The sequence below is a fragment of the Pseudomonas sp. YQ_6 genome (assembly GCF_043103245.1).
GTDB classification, from domain to species: domain Bacteria; phylum Pseudomonadota; class Gammaproteobacteria; order Pseudomonadales; family Pseudomonadaceae; genus Aquipseudomonas; species Aquipseudomonas alloputida.
On sequence record NZ_JBICJR010000065.1, the window covers coordinates 41,226 to 60,976 of the forward strand.

Here is a 19,751-nt window from a genome sequence, read left to right on the forward strand (position 1 = left end):
AGAGCGCCATGGAGCTTACCCCGAGAGAGAAAGACAAACTGCTGCTGTTCACTGCCGCGCTGCTGGCGGAGCGGCGTCTGGCCCGTGGCCTGAAGCTCAACTACCCGGAGGCCGTGGCGCTGATCAGTGCCGCGGTGCTCGAAGGCGCCCGCGATGGCCGCACAGTCGCCGAGCTGATGAGCCTGGGGCGTGAAGTGCTGACCCGTGAGCAGGTGATGCCCGGTATCGCTGAAATGCTTCATGACGTGCAGGTTGAAGCGACCTTCCCGGATGGCACCAAGTTGGTGACCGTGCATGACCCCATCGTCTGAAACCGCCAAGGAGCGTCGCATGATCCCAGGTGAAATCCAGGTCGCCGCGGGCGACATCGAGTTGAACAGTGGCCGAGAAACGGTCAGCGTCAGTGTGGCCAACCATGGCGACCGGCCGGTGCAGGTCGGCTCGCACTACCACTTCTATGAGGTCAACGACGCGCTGGTGTTCGACCGGGCGCCCACCCTGGGCTTTCGCCTGGACATCCCGGCCGGCACTGCCGTGCGCTTCGAGCCGGGTCAGGCGCGTACCGTGCAACTGGTGGCTTATGCCGGCAAGCGTGAGGTCTATGGTTTCCAGGGCAAGGTGATGGGCGCGCTGGAGGGCAGGGTATGAGCCGTATTTCCCGTCAGGCCTATGCCGACATGTTCGGGCCCACTGTTGGCGACCGCGTGCGCCTGGCCGACACGGCGCTGTGGGTGGAGGTCGAGAAAGACTTCACGATCTATGGCGAAGAGGTGAAGTTCGGCGGCGGCAAGGTCATTCGCGATGGCATGGGGCAGGGCCAGATGCTGGCGGCCGAGGCCATGGACCTGGTGTTGACCAATGCGCTGATCATCGACCACTGGGGCATCGTCAAAGCCGACATCGGCATCAAGCATGGACGCATCGCGGTGATCGGCAAGGCCGGCAATCCCGATGTGCAGCCAGGCGTGAACGTACCGGTCGGGCCAGGGACCGAGGTGATCGCGGCCGAGGGCAAGATCGTCACCGCCGGTGGTGTCGATTCGCATATCCACTTCATTTGCCCGCAGCAGGTGGACGAGGCATTGAACAGCGGTGTCACCACGTTCATCGGCGGTGGAACCGGGCCGGCCACTGGCACCAATGCCACCACCTGCACGCCCGGCCCCTGGTACCTTGCGCGCATGTTGCAGGCTGCCGACAGCTTGCCGATCAACATCGGGCTGCTGGGCAAGGGTAATGCCTCGCGGCCGGACGCGCTGCGCGAGCAGATTGCCGCAGGTGCTGTCGGGCTCAAGCTGCATGAAGACTGGGGCTCTACGCCAGCAGCCATCGACTGTTGTCTGGGCGTGGCCGAGGAAATGGATATCCAGGTGGCGATTCACACCGACACCCTCAACGAGTCGGGCTGTATCGAAGACACGTTGGCGGCCATCGGCGACCGTACCATCCACACCTTCCATACCGAAGGTGCCGGTGGTGGCCATGCCCCGGACATCATCCGTGCGGCGGGGCAGGCCAACGTGCTGCCATCCTCGACCAACCCGACCCTGCCGTACACGATCAACACCGTGGACGAGCACCTGGACATGCTCATGGTCTGCCACCACCTGGACCCGAGCATCGCCGAGGACGTGGCCTTCGCCGAGTCACGCATTCGTCGCGAAACCATCGCTGCCGAGGACATCCTCCACGACATGGGCGCCTTTGCCATGACCTCGTCCGACTCCCAGGCCATGGGCCGGGTTGGCGAGGTGGTGCTGCGCACCTGGCAGGTGGCGCACCAGATGAAGCTGCGTCGCGGGCCGCTGGCACCGGACACCCCATACAGCGACAACTTCCGGGTCAAGCGCTACATCGCCAAGTACACCATCAACCCGGCACTCACCCATGGCATCGGTCACGAAGTGGGCTCGGTGGAGGTCGGCAAGCTGGCCGACCTGGTGCTGTGGTCGCCAGCGTTCTTTGCGGTCAAGCCGGCTTTGGTGCTCAAGGGCGGGATGATCGTCACCGCTCCCATGGGCGACATCAACGGCTCCATACCCACCCCCCAGCCTGTGCACTATAGGCCGATGTTCGGCGCGCTGGGGGCGGCGCGGCATGCCACACGCATGACATTCCTGCCCCAGGCGGCAATGGACCGCGGGTTGGCCGAGGAGCTGAACCTGCGCAGCCTGATTGGCGTGGTCAACGGCTGCCGGCGGGTACGCAAACCGGACATGGTCCACAACACCCTGCAGCCGCTGATCGAAGTCGATGCGCAGACCTATCAGGTGCGTGCCGATGGCGAGCTGCTGGTCTGCGAACCGGCCAGCGAACTGCCGCTGGCCCAGCGCTATTTTCTGTTCTGAGGAGTACCCATGATTGTCTTGAGCCGCCGTATCTCCGAACCCGGCACGCGGGTTGTCAGTGGCACTGTCACCCTCGACGTGGACAGCCGTATCAAGAGCCGCCTGCGAGTAACCCTGGACGATGGCCGCGAAGCCGGGCTGATGCTGGAGCGCGGCCACCTGCTGCGCGGAGGTGAAATACTGGCCGATGCCGAGGGCACCCAGCTGATCCGCGTGCTGGCGGCGCCCGAGGCGGTGTCGACGGTGCGCTGTGCCGATCCACACCTGTTGGCCCGCGCGGCCTACCACCTGGGTAACCGCCATGTGCCGCTGCAGATCGAGCCCGGGCTGTTGCGCTTCCAGCACGACCATGTGCTGGACGACATGCTGCGGGGGCTGGGCCTGACGGTAGAGGCCGAACAGGCCCCGTTCGAGCCTGAAGCGGGCGCTTACCAAAGTGCACCGCATGGCCACAGCCACAGTCATGCCCATGGCCACGATCACCCGTTCGTACGCCTGCCTGTCCATTCCTGAACTGCCTTGGAGCAACCGATGAAAAAGACTTTCGCCTTGTTTCTGTTGATGCTGGCACTGCCAGCCTTCGCCCATCCGGGCCATGACAGCAACCCACTGCAGGACGGCCTGCTGCACCCGCTGACCGGGCTCGATCACCTGTTGATGCTGCTGGGCACCGGCGTGCTCGCCGCGTTGACCCGGCGCAACCTGACCTTGCCCCTGGCGACCCTGGCGGCCATGTTCGGTGGCGCCGTGTGCGGTCACCTGTTCGGCGATGTACTGGGTATGGAAACCCTGATTGCCGTGTCGCTGCTGGTGGCTGCCGGGGCGGTGCTGCTGCCGAGCCGCCAGTCGCTGCTGGCCATGGCCATGCCGATGTTCGCCTTGTTCCATGGCTGGGCCCATGGCGTAGAAGCCACGCCGACCGCGTTCTGGCAATTCAGTGCAGGGTTTGTCGCAGTCAGCGGCTTGCTGCTGGCGGCGGGCTTTGCAGTCGGTTGCCTGCTGCGCCGCCACAGCGGCCTGCAGAAGGCCTTTGGCGGTGGCCTGTTGGCCGGCGCCGCGCTGGTGCTGGCCGGCTGATGAACAGCGACCTGGCGCTGCTGCGCCTACTGCAGTTGGCCAGCCCCGGCTTGCCGGTGGGTGGTTTTACCTATTCGCAAGGCCTGGAGTGGGCGGTCGAGGCCGGCTGGGTTCGGGGCGTGGACAGTTTTGTCGGCTGGCAGCGTGAGCAGGTTCACGACACCCTGGCCTGCCTCGACTGGCCGGTGTTGGCGCGTCTGTACCACGCCTGCCAGGCTGAGGACGCCGAAGCGTTCGGCCACTGGAGCCGGTTCTTGCTGGCCAACCGCGAAACCGCCGAGCTACGCCTGGAAGAACAGCAGCGCGGCGCAGCGCTGGCGCGGTTGCTCGACGGCTGGCAACTGGGCCAGGCACCAGCCTGGCGTGCCAGCCTTGAGCTGACCCAGTTGGGCGGTATGGCCTGGCTGGCTGCACACTGGGCCATCCCGCTGCGCCAGCTGGCATTGGGCCATGGCTTTGCCTGGTTGGAGGGCGCGGTCATGGCGGGCGTCAAGCTGGTGCCATTCGGCCAGCAGGCTGCCCAGACCTTGCTGCGCGACCTTGGCGCCGAATTGCCCGCTGCACTGGACCAAGCGCTGGTCCTGGGCGATGACCAGCTCGGCGGCGGCCTGCCGCTGCTGGCCATCGCTTCATCGCGTCACGAAACCCAATACACCCGTTTGTTCCGTTCCTGAGGACTGCCTGCATGCAAAGCTATCAACAACCCCTGCGCGTCGGTGTCGGCGGCCCGGTCGGCTCTGGCAAGACCGCTCTGCTGGAAGCGCTGTGCAAGGCCATGCGCGATCACTACCAGATCGCCGTGGTTACCAACGACATCTACACCAAGGAAGACCAGCGCATCCTCACCGAGGCCGGCGCCCTCGAGCCGGAGCGCATCGTTGGCGTTGAAACCGGTGGCTGCCCGCACACGGCCATTCGTGAAGACGCCTCGATGAACCTGGCGGCGGTCGAAGCGCTGGCGCGCAAGTTCGGTAATCTTGAAGTCATTTTCGTGGAAAGCGGCGGTGACAACCTCAGCGCCACGTTCAGCCCGGAGCTGGCTGACTTGACCATTTACGTGATCGACGTGGCCGAGGGCGAGAAGATCCCGCGCAAGGGCGGGCCAGGCATTACCAAGTCCGATTTCCTGGTGATCAACAAGACCGACCTGGCGCCTTATGTCGGGGCTTCACTGGAGGTGATGGAGCGCGACACCCAGCGCATGCGGCCGCAGCGGCCCTGGACCTTCAGCAACCTGAAGAAGGGCGAGGGGTTGCAGGCCGTGATCGATTTTATCGTCGAGCGCGGGATGCTGGGGGTGCGAGGCTGACGGATCGAGGACTCTGTGCGGGCATGTCCGCGAAGAAACCAACGCGGTGGATGGCACCGGCTCTGCCGGTGTTCGCGGGTGAACCCGCTCCTACGACGGGCTGTGTCCAACCACCGATGGGTGTCCACCATCAATCTGTGTAGGAGCGGGTTTACCCGCGAATACGGTAGCGGCCGCAACAGTGAACGGCAGGTCGAGATTGGCCAGCAGGGCCGGCCCTTTCGCGGGTGAACCCGCTCCTACGGGCGACCGCGCAGGCGGTCGAATGATGAGCAGGACAGTTGCCCCCACAGGTGTGGGTGTTGCCTGCATCATTTGTGACAGCAGTGAGGCTTGTCCGGTTGCCCTTCATAGCGGTCATGGTGCCGCACCCAATCCATGGTCCCACCTTCGTTGCGCCCCAGTGGCGCAATGTCGAGGAAGTTGTAGGTGTTGACCAGAATGTCCAGCCCGCGGGCGTAGGTTGAGTAGGTGTGATACACACTGCCGTCGGCTTCGCGGAAAAACGCACTCAAGCCGGGCAGCTCGCTTTCATTGCCCTCATACGGCTCATAGTTGTACTGCCGCTGGCCTTCACTGCCGACACTGACGCCAAAGTCCTCGTTGAAGTCGCTGCCATGCGACGAATACCACGGGAACTGCCAGCCCATGCGCTGGCGAAATGCCTGGAATTCGGCATACGGCGCCCGTGACACCGCCACCAGCGATACATCGTGGTGGGCCAGGTGCAGGTTGGCGCCGTCAAAGTGGTCGGCCAGAAAAGAGCAGCCGGGGCAGCCCTCGCTCCAGCCTTCGGCGAACATGAAGTGGTAAAGCAGCAACTGGCTGCGGCCTGCGAACAGGTCGGCCAGGCTCAACGCGCCGTTTGGCCCGAAGAAGCGGTAATCCTGCTCGACCTTTACCCAAGGCAGGGCGCGACGGGCTGCAGCTAGCGCGTCGCGGTGGTGGGTAAATGCTTTTTCGTGCAGCCACAGTTGCTGGCGAGCCGCCAGCCACTGGCTGCGGGAAACCACCGGGTGCCTGCTTTCGCTGTTGCTCATGGTGCTGTCTCCTCGCTGGGGGATTCACACCTTGGTCGAGTACGATCAGGTCGATTCGACAAGCACCGGTGGCCGGGCGATGAGCGGTACCTGCTTAGCCGGATTGGGCGATATGCCCCTCGGCCAGTTCATCGGCGCCGTCATCCTCACCCGGCAGGGCGGTGATCACGCTGAAGTCGCTGACTTCTACCTTGCCGCCGCCATAGCCCAGCAAGTGGAAGGAAAACGCCTTGCGCTCGGTCGGGTTGTCGAAGCTGAACTCCATCTCCAGTGGCGCGTCGGCGGTGACCTTTACCTCTTCTGGCAGGCCCAGCGGCACGTCCTGTTCCAACTGCTTGGCCTTGAGCCGGATATAGGCCGCACGTTTGGGGTCCAGCGAGCGGACCTTGACCCGCACGCGGGTGTGCGAGCCTCCGGGCATTTCCAGATACTGGGCGCCAATGAGGTTGTCGGCCCAGTCATCGTCAATGCGCTTGCGCAACTTGATCGGCGAAGGGCCGCCGAACTGGTAGCGCAGGTTGAGCGGGGTTTGCAGCAAGGATTGGTCGAGTACCACGGCCAAGGCGCCGATCTGTTGGCCCAGCAAGCTGTCGGCCGGCCCGAGGTAGCGGGCCTGGTCGGCGATAAAGCCCTCACTGGCATAACGCCGGCAGCGCTGTTGGAAGTCACATTCGGTGAACAGGCCCTGGCCATTGTGGTAGCGCAGCATGCCGTTGGTGTAGGAGATCATTTCGCGGCCGCTGTCGTAGTCGCGGTACAACGAGCGACCGCCAAGCGCGACGGGAATGGGCAGTGCGAAGTAGTCGAGCAGCGAGGTGGCCAGGTCGATGTGGCCGTAAGTGCCGCGCTTGATGGTTGGCAGTTGGGCCTGCTCCGGCGCCAATGTAAGGTTGAAGCCCCAGGACGAGGCCAGGCGCACGCCATCGATGCCGTGAGACTCGTCGGAAGTCACCACCACCAGTGTGTCCTTGAGGACCCCCTGGCGCTCGAGAATGTCAAGAAATGCCCCGACTGCGTCATCCAGGTAGGCGACCGCTGCCTGTTTCGGTGTGGCGTAGCGCTCGAGGTACTCGGCCGGCGCCGAATAGGGCTGGTGGGTGCCCACGGTGAGCAGCGTCAGCATCCATGGCTTGTCCTGCTTCTGCAACTGGCCCACATAGCCCAGGGCGCCTTCGAAGAAAGCGCGGTCATCCTTGCCCCATGGGAAGTGCAGGTAGTTCTTGTTGCTGAACCACTCCTGGCCATGCACCGCATCGAAACCGATGTGCGGCATGATGCGGTCCTTGGCCATGAAGCGCAGGCCCGCGCCTTGCAGGTAGTGGGTGGTGAAACCGGCCTGGCGCAATTGTGCCGGCAGACAGGCCTGGTTGCGTTGGTTCTGGGTCAGCAGTTCCACGCCCTTGGGCGTGCCGTTGGCCAGTTTGTCGTAATCGCCGCACAGCATCGCATACAGGCCACGGATGGTTTGGTGGGTGTGCAGCACGTAGTCTGGGGTGTTCATGCCGCGCTCGGCCCATTTGCTGAGCTTGGGCATCAAGTCTTCGTTGAAACGGCTGTTCAGCGCCTGGCGGTTAGGCCGCAGGTAGGCGCCCGGGATGCCTTCCAGGGTAATCACCAGCAAGTTGCGGGCGCTTCCCGGGCCGGCAAGCAGCCTTTGCCCATGCAGGTCGGATTGAGTCAGGCCGCTGCTGGCCAGCGGGGTGAAGGTTTGCGTGCGGCCCATCCAGCCTTCGACCTGGCGTTGCAGGTTACCGACCCCGGCAGACATCAACTGGTGGGGGAGGTTGTATTGCCGCCACTGGTCGGCATCGGAGGGTAGCAACTGCTGGCTGCCCCAATGCGCGCCGAACAGCATTACGGGTATGGCCCAGGCTTTGCGCGGCAGTGGCTGGCTACGCCGTGCACGGCTGCGCCACGCACAGGCCAGCCAGGCCAGCAGGCCGCCACCCAGGGCCCAGGGCAGCCAGGCATGGGCCAGGCCGCCACCGGTCGAATTCTCCATGAACTGCGGGTCGGTCAGGTAGTTAAGGTCGGCGCTGGTGGGCAGTCGACCCACTGCGCTCACCAGTTCGGCCGAGGCCACCCAAAGCGCCGCCCAGGCCAGCAGCACCGGCAGCGCCAGCCACCACGGCCTGCGGTGTAGCAGCACTATCAACAGGCTGCCGAGGGCGAGATCGGACAGGTAACCGAACGGGTTGGACCAACCCAGCATGGCGCGTGTACCCAGTGGGATCACCAGTACCAGGGCGGCCAAAGTGGCAAGCCGGGTGCTTGGGTGGTCGGACAGGTTCTTCACAAAAACTTCCCTTTTGCCATTAAATCGTCATACATCTGTGCTTGATGATATCAGGCCAGGGCAGGGAAGGCGGCCGGTTACAAGGCTTGTAACCAAAGCCGGGCCCGTTCGCACGGGCCCGGCCGATGGCAACTATCAGAAGTAATAAGGGAATTTCAGGCTGAAAGAAAAGTCAGGTGCGTCATCGGTCAGACCAATGGACAGGTTGGGCACGATGGTCAGGTTGTCGGTGGCGGCGAAGGTCAGGCCAATATTGAAGTTGGCGGCGTTGTAGTCACTGTTGGAGATCGATTGCCAGTCGCCGCCATCAGGTTTGATCTTGCTCTTGCGGGCGAACTGGTCGGATACCGAGAACGACATGCTCATCTTTTCGTTAAGGGCAAAGGCGATGCCCCCGCCGATCTGCCACGAGTCGCCAAGCTTGACGTCACCCGGCACCTTGCTGTTCACCTGCGGACTGATGTCGCTGAACGAGTCTTGCATGTTGTAGGTGTAGGACAGGCTGCCGAACAGCACGGCCGGGTCGAAGGTCTTGACCAGCGAGATGCCCGGTGTGATCGACCATACACCGTTGCCGGTCGGTAGGCTTTCCGGTACCGCGAGGTTATTGTTGCCGTCCACCTCGCGCAGTTTGATGCCATAGGGGTCTTTGCCGGTTGGTGCCTTGATGCGCAGGGTGGCCACTGCGTCAGGCCAGGTTTCGTCCTCGTCGAGGAACTTGTAGGCCACCCCGACGTTGATATCGCCGATTTCCGGGTCGCGGGTCACGCTGGCATCGGAAGTGGTTGCCCCGGCCCCACCCGCCCCCCCGGACGAGTAGGTGGACTCGCGGTAAACCACGGGGACGTTGATATCGAACTGCCAGCGCTGCGCCATGTTATAGCGCGCGGTCATGTCCAGGGTCCAGTTGTCAGCCTTGATTCGGTCGAGGTTGATGCTGCCGAGGAAAATCGAGTCCAGTGCCAGAAAGCCATTGAGTGTCAGCGCACGGGTATCGTAATGGGTATAGGTGACACCGGTTTCGAAGCTGAACTTGCCCCCGCCAAAGAATCCGCTGGCTTCGTCATACAGGTTGGAAACGCTTTGTGCCGGCTCGGAATCGGCTGTCAGCGCCTGGCCGTAGGAGCTCCCAGTAGTGCCCGGCGCGCCAGAGGCGACGGTCTGCGCACCTTTCACCCCCTCTGCCGGAGACTTGACCAAGCGTCTGGGTTGCGCGGCAGCAGGGGCCTCCTCGACCTGGCGCACACGTTGCTCCAGCACCATCAGCGCCTGTTGCTGTGCCTCATAGCGGCGTTTGAGTTCAATCAGTTCCTGTTTCAGCGCTTCGACTTGTGGGTCGGCGGCTGCGTAAAGTGCGGTGGCGGGGGCCAAGGTAGTCAAGCACACAAAAGCTCTGAGCGTAAAAGATCGGTACATGGAGTTGCCGTCCCTTCCAACTACTTTCGATGAGACTGAGCGTAGATCAGTATCCGAAGGTGCGAAGACCTTTGAGCTGGTCGAGGCTACCGTTGAGGGAAGCCGCTGTCGGCACGCTCTCGCGCATGACAACGTTCAGGCTCGTGACGTTGTTGACCAGGTTACCGTTGCCGAGCAGCGTCGAGTTCTGCAGCAGGCCACCCTGGGCCAGGCGTTGCACGCTGCTGCCCTGGTTGTTGCTGGCATTGATGTTGAGCTGCACACCCACACCGCTGGAAGACACACTGAGCGCGCCGGCGCCATTTTCCCCGACCAGGGTCTGGCCGGCGGCCAGTACCTGGCCTTGCTGTTGTACGGCAGGGGCCTGGTTGGCTTTGGTCACGTTGATATCGACGTTGTTGTAAGCGGCGTTGTTGTCACCGGCTGCACGCACCACCTGGGTCACACCTTCGGTGGTGGTCAGGCCGTTGCCGCCCGTTACCACGCCAGTCCCGGCAGCGGACGCGCTGCTCGGTGCCGTACCTGCGCCTTTTCTATCGATCATCGATACATAGAACTGAGGCTTGATGGTCGATTGCTGAACCTGCAGCGTGGACGTTGCCCCGATCACATCCCCTTTTGCATTTTGCCAGGTGCTGGACATGACAATGCCGAAGCTCACGATTCGTCCGGGCATCACATAGCGGCCCCGCAGGTTGGCCAGCTCCTGGTCCTTCAGTTCGATGGGTTTCAAGGCCTCTGCGTGACTGGGCAAGCTGGCTGCCAGGCAGGCGATGGCCAACCACAATGAAGTCTTCATGAAATGCTCCCTGGAGCATCATGCTCCTTGTCATTAGAACAGTCGTTAGAAGAAGTCGCTTCTGATGAAGCCGAAGTCCAGCAGCTCTGAGTCCTGCACGGGGGTGAAGTTGTTCACCCGGCCCTTGGCGGTCAGTGGCAGGGGCGGGTCGAGCAGGATGTTGTTCTTGTCGTAACCCTGGCCGATCACCGCGAAGATGATGCCGTTCCAGCCCTTGAGGAAATCGTCGAGCTTGTATCGTTTGTGACCCAGCACCGGATCACCGATGTACACCCAACCTTTGTCGACTTTCTGCATGACCACGAAGTGCTTGTAGCCGCGCACATCCATCAGCACCACGACAGGAATGCGCACGCTGTGCAGGGTTTCGGGCGCCACCCGGTAACCGCGGGCACGCATCCCGAGGCTTTCGACGTAGCGCTTCATGTCGAGCATCGAGAAGCCTTGCGTGCGCACAAGGTCCTGATCGGCGTGGGCCAGCATGCCTTCGATGATCTGATGTTCGTCCACATCCAGCCAGTAGGCCTGGCGCAGGATGGTCGCCAGCGCGGCCGCGCCGCAGCTGAAGTCGGTCTTTTGTTGCACCAGGTCGGCGAACTTGCGTTCGCGCAAGCTCTGGATCGGTTTGAAAACAACGGCGCCGCCCGGCAGGACGGACAGCGGCATTTGTGCAGCTTCGCTCACGCTGGCCAGGCACAGCAAAAACGCCAAGGCGAAAATACGCATGATCGGGTGCCTTACGGTGTGTTGAAGAAAGGCCCCCCGAAGGGGGCCTCAAGCACAGCGGTCAGAACGAGGTGTTGGAGATGGCCAGCGAGTTGCTTTGCTGGTTGCCCACACCGGCTGCTACGTTCACGCCCAGGTTACCGCTGCCACCGTTCACCGAACCGCTAAGGGTTGCAGTGTTGGTGACTGGGTTGGCCCAGCCGGTCGGGGTCAGCACTTGGAAGGACACAGTATTGCTCAAGTCGTAGGCGCTGCTTTCGCTGTAGCTCTTCGAAACGTCGTTCGAGGATTCCTTGGATTGCTCGCCAGACTTCGAGAAATCGGACGCCGAAGCATTCTCGTACGAAGAGTCGTGAGACTTGGTGTATGAAGAGTCTTTGGACTTGTCATACGCCGATTGATGCGACTTGTCGTAGTTGGAGTCGAAAGCTTTCTCGAACGACGAGTCGTATGCACTTTCGTGCGACTTGTCGACCGACACATCCAGCGACGCATTCAGCGAGCCATCGAAGGACTTGGTGTGGGAGCGCTCGTAACGGCCATAGTCGGTGGTATGGGTACGCGAGGCGCTAACGTCAGCGTCCAGCGAAGCTGCCAGGCTGGCGCTGCTCGACGCGCTGTGGCTGCCGCTGGCAGAGCCACTGGTACCCCAGCCGAACGAGCCACTTGCGCTCGAGTTGTGGGAGCCGCTGGCATTGCTGGATTGCGAGCCGCTGGCGTTCCAGCCACTGGAGCCGCTGGAACTGGCGCTTTGCGCACCGGCGACGCTGAAGCTCGAAGACGAGCTGCGGTCGTCGGTCGAGTTGAAGCTGCCTTCCTTCGAGCTTGAACCGCTGGCCGACTTGGTGATGGTAATCGTATCCACCCGATAGGTGCGGTCGGCGCTGTTGTTTACAATCAGGCCTGGGCCGTCCTGATTGGCCGAAGCCGTGGCAGTGGCGTTACCCAGCGGAGCACCGGTGTTGGCGATGGCCATGGTGTTTTTCTGCTGGTTGAGGTCGCCACCGGCAATGTTGATGCCGATGTTGCCCTCAGCCCCGCTGGCTGAGCCGCTCATCACAGCCGAAGACTGGGTCGAATAGTTGTCGACCCGGTTGTTTCTGCTGGTTTGCACGACGTCAGCCGTGGCACTGGCCATGCCGAACACGAAGCTGTTGTCCAGGCTCGAGTCGGAGCCTGCGTTGGCAATGGCAGCGGCGTTGTCTTGCTGGTTGCCGTTACCGGCCGCCACGTTTATGCCAACGTTGCCGCTGGAGCCGGTGCCAGAGTCACTCATCTCGGCTTCGTTGATGGTGCCTTCATTGGAGATGCGGTTGCGAGTGCTGGTTTGGGTATCCCAGGCATTGGCCGTTGCATACACAGGGATCTTGGTGGGTGGAGGCTTGTGATGACCATTGTTATGGTGGCCGTTATGGTGGTCATTACGCCGATCATTTTGCCCAGCTTGTACAGCAACAGCCATGACCGCAGCAATTGCGAAAACCAGAGGCTTGATTGCCATCGAGGGTTTCATGGTGATTCTCCGTACGCTATTAGGTTAAGTGTCGTTCTTAACTGCAGGGTCAATCCGCGACCCGGATGCTCAAGGTGTTGGCCATTCGGTTTCCCACCCCGGCACTCTGGTTCAACTGGATCACCCCTCGGCTACCGGTGAAGGCCTGGTCACTGGTAGTGACCTGGCGATAGCCTGCTGGAATGTCAGTTGCTCCCGAGTTGTTGATCAGCGCCACGTTCTGTTGCATGAGGACGCTGTCGTCGATGCTTTGCGGTTGTGCACCAATGCTGATGCTCAGTGCATTGGCTTGCTGGGTGTTGGCACCTGCGCTCTGGTTGACCCCCAGGGCGCCGCTGCCGTTGCTGAAAGCGTTGCCCTGGATGGTCGAGCGGGCGTCCATCGCGGGGTCGGCGGGCGTGTCGAGCCGTTGTCGGATCTGGGTGCTTGCATTGGCTTCGGGGCCGACGGCGATGGCGCGCGCATTGACCTGCTGCTGTTTGTCACCAGCGGCCTGGTTGACAGAGAGGTTGCCCTGATAGCGGCTGCCGGAGCTGTCGATATCGGCGTTGTTGATGACGGGAACCAGGGATTGCGCAAAGGCCGGTGCAGTGCAAAGGACGGCCAGCATCAGCAGTGTGCGCTTCATCTCACTTGCCCCCGCCGGTCAGAATCTGCAGTGGCGCGAGGCCTCGCTGCACGCTTGAGTTGACCATGTTCGAGATACCGTTACCCGACCCCGTGCCGCGTCCGCCCGCCAAGTTGGGAAGCTGGTTCTGGTTGCCGAGGTTGCCACCCAGGTTGTTGGTCTGCTGGGTGACCAGGTTGCTGATGCCTGCACCGCTGCTGATGCTGGCGAAGTCGCCATCGCTCAGCTCGTTGGTTTGCTTGAGCACGTGGGCAGAAGGGTTGGCATTGACGGTGGTAGGGCTCGGGTCTGGGATCAGGGGTGGGATGGTCGCGTTGCGCACCTGCACATCGCGCTTGATGATGATGATCCCCTTGTCCGCCTGAGCTGTCAGGCTTAGTGACCCCAGTACACAACCCACCAGTAATAGGTGATAGAGGCGTTTGTCACGTTTCCTCACGACGGCAACTCCTTCTTAGAGCGCTGGCCCTAGTTCAGCGATGCGAACGATAGAGCAGAAGGTGTGCCGCTTTTTAGAATACGTTTCAGGTCAGATAGTTAGGGCAAGAGGCTGACAAAATGCGGCGCATGTTGTCTCAGGCTTGAAACAGCGTGCCCTGCACGTTGCCGGCAAAGTCGGCTGTGGCCTTGATTGGAAGGGTTTTTGCAAGTGTGTTTCACGGGCTTGACACTGCCACCAGGGCAGGGGGAAGCCCCGCAATTTCGGGGGCTTTGCCCCACCGGAGTGTGTCAGTGGTTTAACACTCGGTTGGGCATGATGGCGCATCGCTACCAAGCAGCATAGCGACCGATTGCAAGGCCAGCAATTGGCGTTGCGGCCAATTGCCATCAAGTATTTGGTGCGGCTGGTTGTGCCGCCTCAGCCACGCCTGGCTGTCATCGAAAAAGCGCTGACGATCGCTGAGGTCGGGTTGGCAACGCTGACCATCGGCAATCCAGTCCACCCCTTGCGGGCTGAGCAACAGGTGCAGGTCGTAACGCCGTGCCAGCAGTGCCTCTTCCAGCCAGGTTGGGCAGTCGTCGAACAGTGCGTGGCTCCAGAGCATGTTGCTTAGCAGGTGGGTGTCCAGAATCAGCAGCGGGGGCGCCTGCTCACGCGCACGGTCCTCCCATGCCAGTTGCCCGCGGGCGATAGCGGGAATATCGGCGTAGCAGGTGTCACGGCATTGCTGGTCGATGAAATGGCGCACGTATTCGCCCACGACCAGGCCACCAAAATGTGCCTGGATCACCCCGCTAAGCCAGCTTTTGCCACTGGATTCTGGGCCGCACAGTACCAGCACTTTCATTGCTTGCGACGCACTCATGGCTGTACCAGCGCCGGGTCGCGGCGCCATTCCAGCCAGCCGCGTACGGCAATCAGGGTGAGCACGGCGAAGAAGCCGGCGGTGAAATACAACTGCTGATGCAGGTATTGGCCCACATAGATGATGTCGACCACGACCCACAGAGGCCAGCACTGCAGGCGTTTCTGCGCCATCCACAGTTGCGCTACCAGGCTGAATCCGGTCAGGGTGGCATCCAGCCAGGGCAGGGCGGCATCGGTCCAGTTGGCCATGGCCGCGCCCAGGGCGGCGCTCAGCAGCACCCCGGCGGCCAGGCCGGTGAGCAGTGCCGGGCGTGGCAGGCGGGAGACCTGACGGGCCTCTTCAGCGTGGTCGGGGCGCTTCCATTGCCACCAGCCGTACAGTTGCAGGATGGCGTAGGCCACTTGCAGCAACATGCCCGAGTACAGCTTTACCTCGTAGAACAGCCAGCCATAGATCAGTACCATGACCAGGCCGATCGGCCAGCACCAGGCGTTCTGCTTGACCGTGAGCCAGACAGCGGTTACGCCGAGGAGGGCGGCAATGAGTTCAAGGCCGGACATCGGCGATCCTTGGAGGCTACGGGGAAGGGGCGAGATTGTAGCGGGTCGGCCGGGGAAGGTGTAGGGCGCAGCGGCGGGATACCCGGTTGTAGGAGCGGGTTTACCCGCGAACACCGGCAGCGCCGGTGCCACCCACCGCGTTGCTTCCTTCGCAGGCATGCCCGCAAAAGGGCTTGTTCTCAGACCCGGAACTGCCGCAACAACTGCTCCAGATCTTCGCTCAACCGCCCCAATGCCACCCCGGCATCGCTGGACTGACGCGCCGCATCGGCGGTCTGCTGCGACAACCCGGCAGTATCCAGCACATTGCGGTTGATCTCTTCGACCACATGCGACTGCTGCAAGGTAGCGCTGGCAATGGAGGCATTCAATGCGGTGAGGTTGTTCAGCACCTGGTTGATGGCGTCCAGGCTGGCGCCGGCCTCGCGGGCTTGTTCGACAGTCTGGCGCGATGCCTCGCTGCTGGTGTCTATGGCCTTGACCGCAGCGTCCGACTGACTCTGCAGGTGCTCGATCATGGTATGAATCTCGGCCGTCGATTGTGCTGTACGCTGGGCCAACAGGCGCACCTCGTCGGCGACCACGGCAAAGCCTCGGCCTTGCTCGCCAGCCCGTGCCGCCTCGATGGCGGCATTCAGCGCCAGCAGGTTGGTCTGTTCGGCAATGGAACGAATCACGTCCAGCACGCCGCCGATGCGCGTGCTGTGGCCGGCCAGGTCGCGGATTACCTGTACGGCCTCATCGATGGTCAGCGACAGGCGGTCGATCTGCGCCAGGCTGCCGTGGATGGCCTGCTGGCCGTGCGTCACCTGTTGTTGTGCCGTACGCATTTCTCCGGCGGCCTGTTCCGCGGTCTTGGCCACGTCCTGCACGGCGTAGGTCACCTCATTGACTGCAGTGGCCACCTGGTCCATCTGTAGCGATTGTTGGGCACTGCGCTGTTGTGCGGCACCTGCATTGTCACCGACGTGCCCGGCGGACTGGGCCAATGCGTGGGCCGCGCCTTGCAGTTGGCCGACTACACCTTGCAGTTTGCCGTTGAAGCGGTTGAAGTGCTCGCCAAGGTGGGTGATCTCGTCGCTGCCATGGGTGTCCAGGCGCCGGGTAAGGTCGCTTTCACCGCTGGCGATGTTGCCCATTGCCTGCACCGCCTCCTGCAGCGGGCGGGCGATGCTGCGGGCAATCAGCATGACCACCAGCGCCATCAGCAGGGCAATGCCCACGCCAATCAGCGAAGCGTCGCGCAACTGGCGAGCGAATTCGGCCTGCACGTCATCGACGTACACGCCTGAACCGATGATCCAGCCCCACGGCTTGAACAGCTGAATATACGAGGTCTTGGCTACCGGCTCACTGGCGCCGGGCTTGGGCCAGCGATAGTTGACCGGGCCGGCGTCCTGCTGGCGGGCAAGGGCGACCATTTCGTTGAACACGGCGAAACCATCGGGGTCGCGGATGGCGGAAAGGTCCTGGCCGTCGAGCTTGGGGTTGGCCGGATGCATGATCATCTTCGGCCCCAGGTCGTTGATCCAGAAATAGTCGTCATGGTCGTAGCGCAGCGCGCGCACTACCTGCAGCGCCTGTTGCTGGGCGGCTTCGCGGCTGAGCGTGCCGGCAGCTTCCAGGCCTTGGTAATAGGCCAACACACCTGCGGCGGTCTGCACCACATGGCGGGTTTTCTCCGCCTTGGCCTGGTACAGGTCACCATGGATCTGCCGCAGCATCAGCAGGCCCAGTACCACCAGCATGGCCACCGCCACTACAAGGATCAGCCACAGGCGCCGACTGATTGACATCGATCTCAGAGTGTTCATCCATCAGCTCCCGCATTGTTCTTTTTATTGATGTGCATCGAAGCATGCTTTGCAGTGAGCCCCCACTCGACTAATGGCTAAGTGCTATGTTGGTGATAGTCTGCACAGGTCGTGTAAAGCGATTGCCAAGGGGCTCTGTCAGGATTTCGGCCGCGCAAGATGAAACCTTTAACAGGCGTGAACTTTTCTACTGGCGTTGCGCTCAACAGTCGCTGTAAAACAGCCGGGCCGTGTAAGGCAATTTCAAGCAAATCAAGAACAAGGGGCCTGCGACAAACAGCGCTCCATCCGGGGGAATGATGGATTTTTGGACTGCCTTCCAGGCAATCATCTTAGGCGTGGTCGAAGGGCTGACGGAGTTTCTGCCGATTTCCAGTACCGGTCACCAGATTATCGTCGCCGACCTGATCGGTTTTGGCGGCGAACGGGCCATGGCTTTCAACATCATCATTCAGCTGGCGGCGATCCTGGCGGTGGTGTGGGAGTTTCGCAGCAAGATTTTCGAAGTGGTCTTCGGCCTGGCCAGTCAGCCCAAGGCGCGCCGCTTCACGGGCAACCTGCTGTTGGCGTTCATGCCGGCGGTGGTACTGGGTGTCCTGTTTGCCGACCTTATTCACGAATACCTGTTCAACCCCGTCACCGTGGCAGCAGCACTGGTGGTGGGTGGCGTCATCATGCTCTGGGCCGAGCGCCGTGAGCACCGCGTACAGGTGGACCATGTGGACGACATGCGCTGGAGCCATGCGCTGAAAATCGGCTTCATCCAGTGTCTGGCGATGATCCCGGGCACGTCGCGCTCCGGTTCGACCATTATCGGTGGCTTGCTGTTCGGCTTGTCGCGCAAGGCAGCGACCGAGTTCTCGTTCTTCCTGGCAATGCCGACCATGGTCGGTGCGGCGGTGTATTCGGGCTACAAATACCGTGACTTGTTCCAGCCCGGCGATCTGCCGGTGTTCGCGCTAGGCTTCGTGACCTCGTTCATCTTCGCCATGATTGCCGTACGGGCGTTGCTCAAGTTCATTGCCAACCATAGCTACGCGGCATTTGCCTGGTATCGCATAGTGTTCGGCCTGTTCATTCTGGCGACCTGGCAGTTCGGTTGGGTCGACTGGTCCACGGCACATGGCTGAGGCGCTGCGTGGGCAACGGGCTGAACGCGTGCGCAATGTGCGCCTGAAGCTGCTGCTGTTGGGCGTGCTTTGCCTATTGCCCGGCCTGGGGGCGGCGCGCATGGCCTGGAACGATCAGACCTGGTGGCCGTTGGCGTTGTACCCGGCCATGAGCCTTATCACCCTGTTGCTGTATTGGCAGGACAAGCAGCAGGCACGTAACCAGGCCTGGCGTACACCCGAGAAAGTGCTGCATGTCAGCGAGTTGCTCGGTGGTTGGCCGGGGGCGCTGTTGGCGCAGCAGTTGTTTCGGCACAAGACCCGCAAGGTTTCGTTCCAGTTGGTGTGCTGGGGGATTGTGCTGCTGCACCAAGTGTTCTGGGCAGACTGGCTATTTCTTGACGGACGTTATCTGCCCCTTGGTTGATGGGCAGTTGTACCGGCCTCTTCGCGGGTGATGCCGCGAAAGGGCCGGCACAGGTCGATCACATGACCAACCCCACCTGCAACCGCTTGGGCAACCGACGCACTACCAGCTGGTGCGAACGCTGCAACAGGTCACACAGTTCATCACGCCCCATGGGGTAGGGCGGTGCCATGCTGACCCATCGCGCCCGCGCCAGGTACGGCGCCGGCCGTATCCCGGGTCGATCGCAATAACCCAGAAACAGCTCGTCGGCTACCTTGAACGACAACCCGGCACCCGCCAGGTCGAGCACCGCGAACATCTTGTTTTCTGCCACCGAAAACACTCGGATGCCGCCCCATTTATAGTCTTCCCGCGCCCCCGGCAGGCTCAGGCAAAATGCCGCTACCTGGCCTTCGCTCATCTTCCGTTCAGACATACCGCTCTCCACATGCCTCGAATGACGCCGCCAAGTGATCGATCCACACCCGGACCGCAGGCAGCAGGCCACGCCGGTGTGGGTAAACCGCCTGCAGGTAGCCACCCGGCAGCGACCAGTCTGGCAGCAGGCGCACCAGTTCGCCGCGTTCCAGTTCCTCTTCACAGAACATGCTGGGCAGCGCAGTGAACCCCAGGCCGGCACGTACAGCAGCGTTACGTACTACGAAATCGTCGATCGCCAAGCGTGGCTCCAGCGATATTTCCTGCTGCTTGCCATGGGGGCCGAGCAGGCGGAAGTGTACCAGCCGGTCTGCTTCGGCTGCGCCCAGCACGGGCAATGATGCCAACTCGTCCGGTTCGCGAATGTGGTCGGCAAAACCGGGTGCGGCCACCAGTTGCATTTGCGCCTGGCGCAGGCGGCGGGTCACCAGGGCCGGGTCTTCGTCGCCCAGGTCGCGTACGCGCAACGCCACATCAATGCCTTCCGAAATCAGGTCGACCCGGCGGTTGAGCAATACCATGTCCAGTTGCACCAGCGGATACTGCTCGAGAAAGCGGCTGATCACATCCGGCAGGAAGGCGTGTGCCAGTGCCACCGGGCACGATACCCGTAAACGCCCGCGCGGCTCACTGCTCATGCTGGCCACGGTTTCGTCGGCTGCTTCGGCCTCCAGCAACATGGCCTGGCAATGATGCAAGTAACGTTCACCTACTGCGGTGAGCTTGAGTTGCCGTGTGGTGCGCTGCAACAGGCGTGTGCCCAGGCGCTCTTCAAGCTCGGCGATACGCCGCGACAGGCGCGACTTGGGTATGCCCAGCTGGCGCCCGGCGGCGGCGAATCCGCCGGCTTCGACGACGCGCGCGAAGTAGAAGAGGTCGTTGAGGTCTTGCATGGGAATGTCTCACTGTTCCATCTGTGGGACAAACTAACGCATTTTTGCTTACTTATCAGCTATTGA

22 protein-coding genes are annotated in these 19,751 nt (G+C 62.2%); 9 read left to right on the forward strand and 13 right to left on the reverse strand.

Annotated features, from left to right (window positions below; genetic code table 11):
- Nucleotides 1-8 precede the first annotated feature (8 nt).
- The 7 genes from ACF8FG_RS21980 to ureG are packed head-to-tail and all read left to right on the forward strand — an operon-like array spanning nt 9 to nt 4,734.
- Nucleotides 9-311, forward strand: coding sequence for an urease subunit gamma (locus ACF8FG_RS21980; RefSeq protein WP_003253929.1), 303 nt, complete (start codon nt 9-11; stop codon nt 309-311).
- Nucleotides 312-330: 19 nt separating this feature from the next.
- Nucleotides 331-648, forward strand: coding sequence for an urease subunit beta (locus ACF8FG_RS21985; RefSeq protein WP_014591286.1), 318 nt, complete (start codon nt 331-333; stop codon nt 646-648).
- Nucleotides 645-2,348, forward strand: coding sequence for an urease subunit alpha (gene ureC / locus ACF8FG_RS21990; protein ID WP_014591285.1), 1,704 nt, complete (start codon nt 645-647; stop codon nt 2,346-2,348). Before ACF8FG_RS21985 ends, ureC begins: the two co-directional genes overlap by 4 nt.
- A gap of 9 nt (nt 2,349-2,357) precedes the next feature.
- The gene (gene ureE, locus ACF8FG_RS21995) at nt 2,358-2,861 is read left to right on the forward strand and encodes an urease accessory protein UreE (RefSeq protein WP_019437166.1); all 504 of its coding nucleotides are present in this window, start codon (nt 2,358-2,360) and stop codon (nt 2,859-2,861) included.
- Nucleotides 2,862-2,879: 18 nt separating this feature from the next.
- Nucleotides 2,880-3,425, forward strand: a complete 546-nt coding sequence (locus ACF8FG_RS22000) for a HupE/UreJ family protein (protein ID WP_318081783.1) — start codon at nt 2,880-2,882, stop codon at nt 3,423-3,425.
- Nucleotides 3,425-4,099, forward strand: coding sequence for an urease accessory protein UreF (locus tag ACF8FG_RS22005; protein WP_019437165.1), 675 nt, complete (start codon nt 3,425-3,427; stop codon nt 4,097-4,099). Before ACF8FG_RS22000 ends, ACF8FG_RS22005 begins: the two co-directional genes overlap by 1 nt.
- A gap of 11 nt (nt 4,100-4,110) precedes the next feature.
- Entirely contained in the window at nt 4,111-4,734 is a 624-nt protein-coding gene (gene ureG / locus ACF8FG_RS22010) for an urease accessory protein UreG (protein WP_010953755.1), read from the forward strand.
- A gap of 311 nt (nt 4,735-5,045) precedes the next feature.
- Here ureG and ACF8FG_RS22015 read toward each other — a convergent pair whose 3' ends face one another.
- The 11 genes from ACF8FG_RS22015 to mcpP form a co-directional block, all read right to left on the reverse strand.
- Nucleotides 5,046-5,774: a thioredoxin family protein gene (locus tag ACF8FG_RS22015; RefSeq protein WP_070383867.1), complete on the reverse strand. Its 729-nt coding sequence runs from the start codon at nt 5,772-5,774 to the stop codon at nt 5,046-5,048.
- 94 nt (nt 5,775-5,868) lie between these two features.
- Complete coding sequence (locus tag ACF8FG_RS22020) at nt 5,869-8,070, reverse strand: LTA synthase family protein (protein ID WP_318081852.1); 2,202 nt, start codon at nt 8,068-8,070, stop codon at nt 5,869-5,871.
- Nucleotides 8,071-8,205: 135 nt separating this feature from the next.
- Entirely contained in the window at nt 8,206-9,486 is a 1,281-nt protein-coding gene (locus ACF8FG_RS22025) for a hypothetical protein (RefSeq protein ID WP_019437162.1), read from the reverse strand.
- A gap of 46 nt (nt 9,487-9,532) precedes the next feature.
- A complete protein-coding gene (locus tag ACF8FG_RS22030) occupies nt 9,533-10,285 on the reverse strand; it encodes a hypothetical protein (protein WP_014591278.1) in 753 nt (250 codons plus the stop codon).
- A gap of 45 nt (nt 10,286-10,330) precedes the next feature.
- Nucleotides 10,331-11,011, reverse strand: a complete 681-nt coding sequence (locus ACF8FG_RS22035) for a C39 family peptidase (protein ID WP_019437161.1) — start codon at nt 11,009-11,011, stop codon at nt 10,331-10,333.
- A 61-nt stretch (nt 11,012-11,072) separates the two neighbouring features.
- On the reverse strand, nt 11,073-12,524 hold the full coding sequence (locus ACF8FG_RS22040) for a heme utilization protein (protein WP_318081853.1): 1,452 nt from the start codon (nt 12,522-12,524) through the stop codon (nt 11,073-11,075).
- Between the two features lie 49 nt (nt 12,525-12,573).
- A complete protein-coding gene (locus ACF8FG_RS22045; protein WP_014591275.1) occupies nt 12,574-13,152 on the reverse strand; it encodes a hypothetical protein in 579 nt (192 codons plus the stop codon).
- A gap of 1 nt (nt 13,153) precedes the next feature.
- The gene (locus tag ACF8FG_RS22050) at nt 13,154-13,591 is read right to left on the reverse strand and encodes a hypothetical protein (RefSeq protein ID WP_014591274.1); all 438 of its coding nucleotides are present in this window, start codon (nt 13,589-13,591) and stop codon (nt 13,154-13,156) included.
- Between the two features lie 298 nt (nt 13,592-13,889).
- Nucleotides 13,890-14,459 (reverse strand): AAA family ATPase, encoded by a 570-nt coding sequence (locus tag ACF8FG_RS22055; RefSeq protein WP_019437159.1) that lies wholly within the window; start codon nt 14,457-14,459, stop codon nt 13,890-13,892.
- Entirely contained in the window at nt 14,456-15,022 is a 567-nt protein-coding gene (gene pnuC / locus ACF8FG_RS22060; RefSeq protein WP_014591272.1) for a nicotinamide riboside transporter PnuC, read from the reverse strand. The genes ACF8FG_RS22055 and pnuC overlap by 4 nt, the downstream gene beginning before the upstream one ends.
- 179 nt (nt 15,023-15,201) lie before the next feature.
- Nucleotides 15,202-16,836, reverse strand: a complete 1,635-nt coding sequence (mcpP, locus tag ACF8FG_RS22065) for a methyl-accepting chemotaxis protein McpP (protein ID WP_014591271.1) — start codon at nt 16,834-16,836, stop codon at nt 15,202-15,204.
- Nucleotides 16,837-17,135: 299 nt separating this feature from the next.
- On the opposite strand from mcpP, the gene ACF8FG_RS22070 reads away from it, so the two are divergent.
- Nucleotides 17,136-17,966: an undecaprenyl-diphosphate phosphatase gene (locus tag ACF8FG_RS22070; RefSeq protein WP_081384760.1), complete on the forward strand. Its 831-nt coding sequence runs from the start codon at nt 17,136-17,138 to the stop codon at nt 17,964-17,966.
- Nucleotides 17,959-18,372, forward strand: a complete 414-nt coding sequence (locus ACF8FG_RS22075) for a DUF1294 domain-containing protein (protein ID WP_019437156.1) — start codon at nt 17,959-17,961, stop codon at nt 18,370-18,372. Before ACF8FG_RS22070 ends, ACF8FG_RS22075 begins: the two co-directional genes overlap by 8 nt.
- Before the next feature lie 58 nt (nt 18,373-18,430).
- Here the strand turns inward: ACF8FG_RS22075 and ACF8FG_RS22080 are convergent, their stop codons facing one another.
- Together ACF8FG_RS22080 and ACF8FG_RS22085 are read right to left on the reverse strand one after the other, a co-directional pair.
- On the reverse strand, nt 18,431-18,790 hold the full coding sequence (locus tag ACF8FG_RS22080; protein WP_019437155.1) for an MmcQ/YjbR family DNA-binding protein: 360 nt from the start codon (nt 18,788-18,790) through the stop codon (nt 18,431-18,433).
- Entirely contained in the window at nt 18,783-19,685 is a 903-nt protein-coding gene (locus tag ACF8FG_RS22085; RefSeq protein WP_014591267.1) for a LysR substrate-binding domain-containing protein, read from the reverse strand. The genes ACF8FG_RS22080 and ACF8FG_RS22085 overlap by 8 nt, the downstream gene beginning before the upstream one ends.
- Nucleotides 19,686-19,751: the final 66 nt, after the last annotated feature.

What these genes read in the sequence shown, in the direction of transcription:
- ACF8FG_RS21980 (WP_003253929.1), top strand. Translation starts at nt 9, where the DNA reads ATGGAGCTTACCCCGAGAGAGAAAGACAAACTGCTGCTGTTCACTGCC.
- ACF8FG_RS21985 (WP_014591286.1), top strand. Translation starts at nt 331, where the DNA reads ATGATCCCAGGTGAAATCCAGGTCGCCGCGGGCGACATCGAGTTGAAC.
- ureC (WP_014591285.1), top strand. Translation starts at nt 645, where the DNA reads ATGAGCCGTATTTCCCGTCAGGCCTATGCCGACATGTTCGGGCCCACT.
- ureE (WP_019437166.1), top strand. Translation starts at nt 2,358, where the DNA reads ATGATTGTCTTGAGCCGCCGTATCTCCGAACCCGGCACGCGGGTTGTC.
- ACF8FG_RS22000 (WP_318081783.1), top strand. Translation starts at nt 2,880, where the DNA reads ATGAAAAAGACTTTCGCCTTGTTTCTGTTGATGCTGGCACTGCCAGCC.
- ACF8FG_RS22005 (WP_019437165.1), top strand. Translation starts at nt 3,425, where the DNA reads ATGAACAGCGACCTGGCGCTGCTGCGCCTACTGCAGTTGGCCAGCCCC.
- ureG (WP_010953755.1), top strand. Translation starts at nt 4,111, where the DNA reads ATGCAAAGCTATCAACAACCCCTGCGCGTCGGTGTCGGCGGCCCGGTC.
- ACF8FG_RS22015 (WP_070383867.1), bottom strand. Translation starts at nt 5,774, where the DNA reads ATGAGCAACAGCGAAAGCAGGCACCCGGTGGTTTCCCGCAGCCAGTGG.
- ACF8FG_RS22025 (WP_019437162.1), bottom strand. Translation starts at nt 9,486, where the DNA reads ATGTACCGATCTTTTACGCTCAGAGCTTTTGTGTGCTTGACTACCTTG.
- ACF8FG_RS22030 (WP_014591278.1), bottom strand. Translation starts at nt 10,285, where the DNA reads ATGAAGACTTCATTGTGGTTGGCCATCGCCTGCCTGGCAGCCAGCTTG.
- ACF8FG_RS22035 (WP_019437161.1), bottom strand. Translation starts at nt 11,011, where the DNA reads ATGCGTATTTTCGCCTTGGCGTTTTTGCTGTGCCTGGCCAGCGTGAGC.
- ACF8FG_RS22040 (WP_318081853.1), bottom strand. Translation starts at nt 12,524, where the DNA reads ATGAAACCCTCGATGGCAATCAAGCCTCTGGTTTTCGCAATTGCTGCG.
- ACF8FG_RS22045 (WP_014591275.1), bottom strand. Translation starts at nt 13,152, where the DNA reads ATGAAGCGCACACTGCTGATGCTGGCCGTCCTTTGCACTGCACCGGCC.
- ACF8FG_RS22055 (WP_019437159.1), bottom strand. Translation starts at nt 14,459, where the DNA reads ATGAGTGCGTCGCAAGCAATGAAAGTGCTGGTACTGTGCGGCCCAGAA.
- pnuC (WP_014591272.1), bottom strand. Translation starts at nt 15,022, where the DNA reads ATGTCCGGCCTTGAACTCATTGCCGCCCTCCTCGGCGTAACCGCTGTC.
- mcpP (WP_014591271.1), bottom strand. Translation starts at nt 16,836, where the DNA reads ATGAACACTCTGAGATCGATGTCAATCAGTCGGCGCCTGTGGCTGATC.
- ACF8FG_RS22070 (WP_081384760.1), top strand. Translation starts at nt 17,136, where the DNA reads ATGGATTTTTGGACTGCCTTCCAGGCAATCATCTTAGGCGTGGTCGAA.
- ACF8FG_RS22075 (WP_019437156.1), top strand. Translation starts at nt 17,959, where the DNA reads ATGGCTGAGGCGCTGCGTGGGCAACGGGCTGAACGCGTGCGCAATGTG.
- ACF8FG_RS22080 (WP_019437155.1), bottom strand. Translation starts at nt 18,790, where the DNA reads ATGTCTGAACGGAAGATGAGCGAAGGCCAGGTAGCGGCATTTTGCCTG.
- ACF8FG_RS22085 (WP_014591267.1), bottom strand. Translation starts at nt 19,685, where the DNA reads ATGCAAGACCTCAACGACCTCTTCTACTTCGCGCGCGTCGTCGAAGCC.